The organism is Salinibacter sp., from assembly GCF_036626415.1.
Taxonomy (GTDB): Bacteria; Bacteroidota; Rhodothermia; order Rhodothermales; family Salinibacteraceae; genus Salinibacter.
On sequence record NZ_JAZKRW010000007.1, the window covers coordinates 40,418 to 48,157 of the forward strand.

A 7,740-nucleotide genomic window follows, 5' to 3' on the forward strand; every position below is an offset into this window, starting at 1 on the left:
GTCCTTTCGGTTGGCGGCACTTCTGTGTATTTTCGTGCGACCTTTCTCCGGGGCACGTAGCATCTTCGCAGGGCCCCGTTCGCTCATCTGGACAACAGATTTCCTTGACGCCCATGACCCCCCGACAGCAGTCGATCCTGGTTGGTGCCGTCGTCACCGGAATCCTCAGCACGTCCTACCTCGGGCTCATCAACACCATCTGCTGCCTCGGCGTCATCGTCGGCGGCCTAGTCACGACGCAGCAGTACGCCGCCTACAGCCCCGGCGCCATTGCGTCGGGGGACGGGGCGGTGCTCGGGGCGTCTGCCGGGGCGGCCGGGGCCGTGCTCTCCGCCCTCTTCGACGTGATGCTGCGCCCGCTCGGGCTCGACTCCCAGGCGGTTCAGCAGAACATACAGGAGCAGTTCATGCGGAGCATGGGCGAGCAGGGGATGTCCCCGGAGATGATGCAGCAGATGCAGGGGGACGCGCCCGGCCTGCTGTCCGCGACGGGGATTGCGCTCCTGCTGCTGAACGTCGTCGTGTTTGCCGTCTTCGGGGCCATCGGGGGCGCCCTGGGGACCACACTGTTCGGAGGCGACGAGGCGGGTGGGACCGGAGCCGCGCAGACCGTCGAGGCCGACGTGGTGGACGAGTAGGCCCGTCCCGCTCAGTTGAAAGCTCAGTCGAAAAGGGAGGGCTCGGTCTGCCGCCGCTCCAGCTCTTCGATCAGCCGCCGGTTGGCTCGGGGAAAGGCGTAGTCGTCCAGCTCGTCGACGCTCACCCGGCGGAACGGCTGGTCCTCGCGGGCTTCGGGTGGGCCGTCGGCGAGGCGGCCGCGGAAGGCGTGGAGTGTGATCTTGAAGTGAGAATAGGCGTGGGAGAGGGTGTAGAAGGGCTCCACGTCTGTCATCCCGACGCCGAGCTCCTCCTCGACTTCCCGCCGGCACGCCGCCTCCATCGATTCGTCGCCCTCCTGCTTCCCGCCCGGAAACTCCCAGAGGCCGCCGAGCAAGCCCTCGTCGGGGCGGCGCTGAATGAGGAGTCGGTCGCGCTCGTCGAACACGAGGCCCACGGCGATGTCTTTGTGCGGCACCGGCTCCGACTCGGGCGTGATGGGGTAGTCCTCCTCCGTGCCGGCGTCGTGGGCGCGGCACACTGCATTGAGGGGGCACCGGTCGCAGTGGGGCGTGCTCGGGGTGCAGACCAGCGCGCCGAGCTCCATCAGGGCCTGGTTGAAGTCGCCGGGCCGCTCGTCGGCGAGGAGCGCGTTGGCAAGGTCGCGGAGGTGGCCCTGGGCAGAACTCGTGGTGGCGTCCTCGTCCACCGCAAACACGCGGCTCAGCACGCGCGTCACGTTGCCGTCAAGGACGGCGTGGGGCTTCTGGTACGCAATCGAGAGCACCGCGGCCGCCGTGTACGGGCCCACGCCCTTCAGGTCTTTGATCGCGTCCATCGTGTCGGGGACGGTTCCGTCGTGCTCGTCGACGACGTGCCGGGCGGCCTCGTGGAGATGACGGGCCCGGGCGTAGAACCCGAGGCCCTCCCAGTGCTTGAGCACCGTGTCTCGCTCGGCGTCCGCGAGGGCGTCGACGGTCGGAAACGCCTCCAGGAAGCGGTGATAGTAGTCGCGCACCGTGTCGACCCGCGTTTGCTGGAGCATAATCTCCGAGACCCAGATGCGGTACGGATCGTCCGTCTCGCGCCAGGGCATCGACCGCTTGTGCTCGCTGTACCAGTCGAGAAGCTCGTCGCGGAAGGCGTGGCGCTGGCGGTCGGTGGGGGACAGGGGAAGCGTCGGAATGGGAGTGTAGAAGCGGGGGAATGCGAGAGTACGGGCGGGGGTTCGGGCCGGGCGCTACGGCCGAAGACGAATCTGGACGACGAGGGTGTCGGGAGATGTGTTTGTGGACTCGGCACGAAGCAGTGCGTGGTGTACGCCGGGGGCGGTGCCCTCGGGGATCCAGGTGAAGGAGCGGCCGGCGACGCCGCTCAGGGCCGGGCCGCGGAGGAGCGAGTAGCGGGCCACCGAGCGTCCATCCAAGGCGTCCGGGAGAGAGAGGGTGAGGGGCGTGCCGGTACGGGTGGCGGTGCGCACGGTGTCGGGCACGGAACGGGGCCCCGGCGCAACCCATGGAGCGCTTTCGGGTTGGAGAAACGCTGATGAGGAAGCACCCTCGTGTCCTGCCCCGCCGAGCAATCCGGCCGCAAGGGCAGGGAGGAGGACGCGATGAAGGAGCGTCATGGCGCAGCGCCTCACAATGAGCAGTCACCGGCGACACATCATATACCCAATGGCCGGGACGGTGTTGCTCGTCCTGTGGGGGCTGCTCTGCGTCGGGCCGCAGCGGTCCGCCCGGGCGCAGACGTCGGCGTCCAGCCCTGCCCCGACGGCGGAACAGTGGCGGCTTGTCCTGGACGGGACGCGCGTGGCATGGCCCGATACGGTAGCCATGGGGCCCCCTGACCGCGTACGAGCAGTGGGTCGATCCTTGTTGCGGCACGTTCGCCGCAACGGATACTACTACGCGACACTCGATTCGGTCTCCGTCGACACGAGCGGCATCGGGGGCGGTGTTCGGTTCTACGCCCGCCGCGGGCCGCGGGTGCAAGTCAGCAAGCTCCGCATCGAAGGAGACAGTGCCGTGGCGGCGACCGAACTGCGGGCACTCATGAAGACCGAAGAGGGCGCCCCTCTTCGCCCCCCCCGGTTGGAGGCAGACATCCAGCGGCTCCTCGATCGGTACGAAGAGATCGGCCGTCCGCTCGCTCAAATTCGCGTGACAGAGACGCGGCTCTCGCCGGGCCAGCCCGCCGCCCTCCGGGTCACCCTCCAGGTGGAGGAGGGGCCTGCCCTGTGGCTCCAACGGGTGCAAGCCCCGGACGACGCCCGCACCACCGCGGAGCTCCTGGCACACCTGGCCGGCCTGGAGGGGGGGCAGTCCCTGCGCGGCTACGACCCCGACGCCATTCAGCGCCGGCTCCAAGAGCACGACGACCTCTTCGAGCGGGTGGAGGCGCCTCAGCTTCGCGTCGCGGACGACGGCGGGGCGGTCCTCCACATTCCCGTCGAGGAGGCTGCGCCGGGGGCCTTCGATGCGGTCCTGGGCTACCTGCCCCCGTCCCGGGCCCGCGACACCGGGCAGCTCGTCGGCAGCGGCCACCTGCTCCTGAAGCATCTGTTTGGGGGCGGGCGCACGGCCGAGTTCACGCTCGACCGCCGCCCCGGACGCACGAGCATTTTCGACGTGTCTCTCTCGGACCCGTACCTGTTCGGCCTCCCGCTGCGGATCGGCGGGCACTTTCGGGGCGAGCAACGCGACTCGACATACGGCGAACGGGTCTACGAGCTCGACGCCGGGTACCGGTTGGGCAATGGACTGGAGGTGACGGCCGCCCTGAGCCGTGAGGTGGTGCGCCCCGGCCCGGCAGGCACGCAGTTCGTCGACACCCGCCAGCAGATTCCTCGGTCTACCACCCTGTTCTACGGGGCGGGCGTGCGCTACGACCAGCTTGACCGCTCCCAGAACCCGCGGCGGGGCCTCTCGGTCGACGTGCAGGTTGCCCAGGGCCGCAAGGAGCGCCGGCGTCAGCGCATCAAGGCCAGCGGGGACACGACGCAAACTGCCGATGCGTTCCGACAGGAGCGTCTCCAGGGGCACGTGCGGGGGTATCTTCCGCTCTTTGATCGGCAGGTGCTGGCCGTGGGCGGTGAGGGCTCGGTGCTGCTCAGCCGCGACTACGACCGGAGCGACCTGTTTCGGCTCGGGGGGGCGACCTCGCTCCGGGGCTACGACGAAGACCGATTCCTCGGAAATGTCGTGGCGCGCGCGCTCGTCGAGTACCGGCTGCAACTCGACCGCGCCTCGTACGCCCATGCGTTCTTCGACCTCGGGTATGCCGCGCGTCCGGCGCTGGACGCCGCGACGGGCACGGAGGGCTGGCATCCGGGGTACGGCCTGGGGGTGAAGCTGCAGACGGCCCTCGGGCGCATTTCGGCCACCTATGCCCTCAATCCGGAGGTGCAGAGTCCGGCCGACGGGCGGGTGCACCTGGGGCTCTCGGTCGGGCTTTGAAGGGCGTTCCTCCCCGCATAGAACCGTCGCTTGCCGTGTCGCATTTGGTGAAACGGCGGAACATGACCCCCACAGACGTCACACACGTGATGACCACAAACTTCTACGCTCCGCCCTCCGCCATTCGGGCCGGCCGCGTCGTGCTGCCGGAGGACGAGGCACGGCACCTGCGAACGGTCCTCCGGGGCAAGCAGGGCGACCAGATGACGGTGGTCGACGGACACGGGGGGTGGTACCGTGCACGGATCGACCACGTGGGAGACGAGCAGGTGGTAGGAACGATCGTGGAGCGCCGGCACAACGTCGGCGAGCCTGCGATCGACGCAACCGTGGCCCTCGGACTTCTCAAGAAGCGCACCCGCTTCGAGACGTTCGTGGAGAAGGCGGTCGAGCTCGGCGTACGGCGCATCGTGCCACTGCGGACGAGCCGAGCCGAGCGCGCGTCGATCCGAGAAGAGCGGCTCCGCAACGTGATGGTGGCCGCGATGAAGCAGTGTCGTCGCAGCCGGCTGCCAGCCCTGGCGGCCCCGCAGTCGACGGCGGATCTGCTCGCTGAGTCGGGGGGCGACGTGCGGCTCGTGTGCCACGCCGGAGACGCGTCCGTGCCGATCCAGCGGGCGATGGGCCAAGCGGGGCCGGCCGCATCGGCCCTCGTGCTCGTGGGGCCGGAGGGAGGCTTCGCGCCCCCGGAGGTCGAGGCGGCTCGGGCAAACGGATGTGCGCCCGTGTCGCTTGGGCCGCGTCGGCTGCGGGCCGAAACGGCCGGGCTCGCGGCGCTTCATGCTGTCGTAGACGCGCACCAGAATGGCTGAAGAGCCGTGACCGCGTGGAGGCGGAGAGCCCAACTTGTGGGGGGAAATTCGTGATGGCCAGAACGGAAGGGAGCATAGTCCCCGACGGCCCGTAGCCTGGAATGTGATTCGTGAAGCGGAAACCCTGAGGTGTGATTGCGGGCAATTTTTCTCGCGCATCACGGATCACTCATCACGTCTCCCAAGGACCAGCAACACCTCTGGACCACGAAAGCTACACATCGCCCATGTGCGACCTGACCGAAACCCAACTTTCCTCCGAACGACTCGTCGATGGCGTGTTGCTGAAGGCCTTCCGCGATGAGGTGCGGCTGCCCGACGGCGAGAGCTCGGTCCGCGAATGGATCGATCATCCGGGCGCGTCCGCCATCGTGCCGATCTTTGAGGACGGCCGCACGCTCCTCGTCCGACAGTTCCGGTACCCGCCCCGGCGCACCTTTCTGGAGGTGCCGGCCGGCAAGCTGGACGTGCCCGGAGAGCCGCCCGAGGAGGTGGCCGCGCGGGAACTGGAGGAAGAGACGGGGTGGCGCGCCGGTCGATTCGAGCACGTGGGGGCCGCCTACCCGTGCATCGGGTACAGCAACGAGCGCATTCACGTCTTTACGGCGCACGACCTGGAACGGGGCACCCAGGCCCTCGCGGACGGCGAGTTCGTGGAGGCCGTCGCGATGGACTTCGAAGAGGCGCTCGCCCGGGCCCGCCGCGGAGACCTAAAAGACATGAAAACAGTGACGGCGCTCGTATACGCCGCGGCGCACCAGAACGAATCATCCGCGGCCTCGTAGCGTATGGCGTTGCTGTGGTCCTCAAATCCCCACGCCATCGACGCCCTTTTGACAAAGCGGACGGGTTCACATGTTTTCCTTCATGGTCGTCCTCATCGCGCTGATCGCGGCCGTTCTCATTCTCATCATCCTCATGCAGAGCGGCCAGGGCCAGGGCCTCTCGGGCATCGCCTCCGGCGGCGCCACGCGGCAGGTGCTCGGCACGCGTCAGGCCCCCGACATGCTTGAGAAGGCGACGTGGACCCTCGCGGCGGTCTTTATCTCCCTGTGTGTCATCACCAACTTCTTTATCGACACCGGTGAGCAGGAGAGCGTCATCCAGCAGCGGGCCCAGGACAATCCGGCCCAGCAAGAGCAGACGCCTCCAAGCCAGGGAGACGGGGCCGCCCCTCTTCCCGGTCAGGGTGGAGGCCAGGGCGGTAGTGGCCAAGGCGGCGGTGGGGGCGGCGGAAACTGACCGCCCGGCACCCTGCGACCAAGACCGATGTGACAGAACGGCGAGGGACATCGCTCCCCTCGCCGTTTTTGTATGGCCGCGGGCGGCTCGTCAAAACAAAAAGCGGCAGTCCCAGGCCGGGACTGCCGCTCGTATTCCGGCGGATCGTGCAAATCTGTAAGCCGAATTTGGTCTGTTCGTCCCCGGCACCGTGGCCGGAGGACGACGAGGCCATCATCTATCTGGGACGACCGTCGCCGGTCGCCTCAAGCGGCCTACCTGCACCAACGAGGCGGGCAACCTCTGCCCCGACGGCCGGGGCTGGTGCTGCTTGGCCTTACACCCCGCAGGGTTTGCCGGGCCGCTCCGGTCGCCCGAAGCGCCGGTGCGCTCTTACCGCACCCTTGCACCCCTGACCCCAACGGCTGTCGGGGCGGGACTGCTCTCTGTTGCACAGGCCGTCGTGCCGAGGACCGTCGGCACGCCTTCCCGTTAGGAAGTGCGGCGCCCTGTGGTGTTCGGACTTTCCTCACCGCCGGCCCAGCAGCGTACAGCCGGGACGCGACGGAGCGATGGCCCGATTCGCACATCCTTTAATGTATATCCGTGCCGGCGGGGGAAGGTCCCGCTCGCGCTGGCACCCCGGGGGCCACGCAAAAAAGCGCAGCGGCCTCGGCGGGCAGCTGCGCTTTAAAGGTCGAGCGTTTCCTTCATTTCGTCGACCGTCTCGTTGTAGAGATCCTGGTCGACGATGATGCGTCCGGTGTGCTCGCAGGCGACGACGGTCTTTCGCTTCCGAATCTCGACCTGTCGCTGCGGCGGGACGGCGAAGCCGGCGGCGGCGCCTCGCTTGAGGGGCACGACGGCCCGGCCGTCGCGGAGGCGGTCGCGGAGCTTCGAGTAGGCCTTGATGTAGCGGCTATCCACCTTCTCGGCGGCCTCTTCTCGGAGTTCCTCGAGGGTTTTCTCCTCGTCTTCCGTATCTTCGACGACTTCCTCAAGCTCGTCCTGCTTCTCGTCGAGAAGCTCTTCGAGCTCGTCGAGGCGTTCCTGCGTGTCGTCGATGGCTCCCTCATTCGACTCGATTGTCTCCTCGGCCTCCTCGATCGTCTCCTCGGCCTCGGCGATGCGCTCCTCCTGGCTTTCAATCTCCTTGGTGAGCGCGTCGAACTCGCGGTTGTTGCGGACTTCGAGCTGCTGCTCTTCGTACTTGTCAATGAGGCCTTCCGCCTCCTTGATGTCGAGCTCGGCCTGCCGCTTGGCCACCTTCTGCTCCTGTACCTCCTCCTCGTAGTTGTCGAGGCGCGTCTCGAGGCCTGCCTTCTCGTCCTCCAGGTCGCGGATCTCGGCGGGGAGGTCGCCGCGGAGCTTCTGGATTTGGTCGATCCGGTTGTCAATATGTTGGAGCCGGACCAGGGCACGGAGTTGATCTTTCACATCCGTCTTCTTCTTTCGAGCAGTCGGCATAGACTAGCTGTTTTTGATCAGTTGAGCGCGGATGAACACCATTCAATAAGTACATTCAGACCGGATGGAGGTTCGTACCTTCATATGAGACTTCTTCCATTTCGTGCAAAAACACAGGGGGGAGGTTGCCAAACGACTACGAAACGGGTGGTGGGAAGGGGGCACTGGCGTTCCCGAGTATTTCG

General features: G+C 67.3%; 8 protein-coding genes and 1 other RNA gene. 5 read left to right on the plus strand and 4 right to left on the minus strand.

The features are described 5' to 3' along the window. Window positions 1-113 precede the first annotated feature (113 nt). Window positions 114-638 carry a hypothetical protein gene (locus V5A20_RS02005; RefSeq protein ID WP_332314842.1) on the plus strand — a complete coding sequence of 175 codons (525 nt, stop codon included), beginning with the start codon at window positions 114-116 and terminating at the stop codon, window positions 636-638. Window positions 639-661: 23 nt separating this feature from the next. On the opposite strand, the gene mutY is transcribed toward V5A20_RS02005, so the two are convergent. Together mutY and V5A20_RS02015 are read right to left on the minus strand one after the other, a co-directional pair. Then, window positions 662-1,783 carry an A/G-specific adenine glycosylase gene (mutY, locus tag V5A20_RS02010; protein ID WP_332326616.1) on the minus strand — a complete coding sequence of 374 codons (1,122 nt, stop codon included), beginning with the start codon at window positions 1,781-1,783 and terminating at the stop codon, window positions 662-664. A 54-nt stretch (window positions 1,784-1,837) separates the two neighbouring features. Further along, window positions 1,838-2,089, minus strand: coding sequence for a hypothetical protein (locus V5A20_RS02015; RefSeq protein WP_332314841.1), 252 nt, complete (start codon window positions 2,087-2,089; stop codon window positions 1,838-1,840). Window positions 2,090-2,222: 133 nt separating this feature from the next. On the opposite strand from V5A20_RS02015, the gene V5A20_RS02020 reads away from it, so the two are divergent. From V5A20_RS02020 to secG, 4 genes are all read left to right on the plus strand, one after another. Continuing rightward, window positions 2,223-4,055: a BamA/OMP85 family outer membrane protein gene (locus tag V5A20_RS02020; RefSeq protein ID WP_332326614.1), complete on the plus strand. Its 1,833-nt coding sequence runs from the start codon at window positions 2,223-2,225 to the stop codon at window positions 4,053-4,055. A gap of 62 nt (window positions 4,056-4,117) precedes the next feature. Continuing rightward, on the plus strand, window positions 4,118-4,867 hold the full coding sequence (locus V5A20_RS02025) for an RsmE family RNA methyltransferase (protein ID WP_332326615.1): 750 nt from the start codon (window positions 4,118-4,120) through the stop codon (window positions 4,865-4,867). 227 nt (window positions 4,868-5,094) lie between these two features. Next, the gene (locus V5A20_RS02030; RefSeq protein ID WP_332314838.1) at window positions 5,095-5,652 is read left to right on the plus strand and encodes an NUDIX hydrolase; all 558 of its coding nucleotides are present in this window, start codon (window positions 5,095-5,097) and stop codon (window positions 5,650-5,652) included. Between the two features lie 70 nt (window positions 5,653-5,722). After that, a complete protein-coding gene (gene secG / locus V5A20_RS02035; protein ID WP_332314837.1) occupies window positions 5,723-6,109 on the plus strand; it encodes a preprotein translocase subunit SecG in 387 nt (128 codons plus the stop codon). A 141-nt stretch (window positions 6,110-6,250) separates the two neighbouring features. Here secG and rnpB read toward each other — a convergent pair. Both rnpB and V5A20_RS02045 read right to left on the minus strand, forming a co-directional pair. Continuing rightward, window positions 6,251-6,677: RNase P RNA component class A (rnpB, locus tag V5A20_RS02040), an RNA gene on the minus strand. Between the two features lie 101 nt (window positions 6,678-6,778). Next, window positions 6,779-7,555: a zinc ribbon domain-containing protein gene (locus tag V5A20_RS02045; protein ID WP_332314836.1), complete on the minus strand. Its 777-nt coding sequence runs from the start codon at window positions 7,553-7,555 to the stop codon at window positions 6,779-6,781. Window positions 7,556-7,740 lie beyond the last annotated feature (185 nt).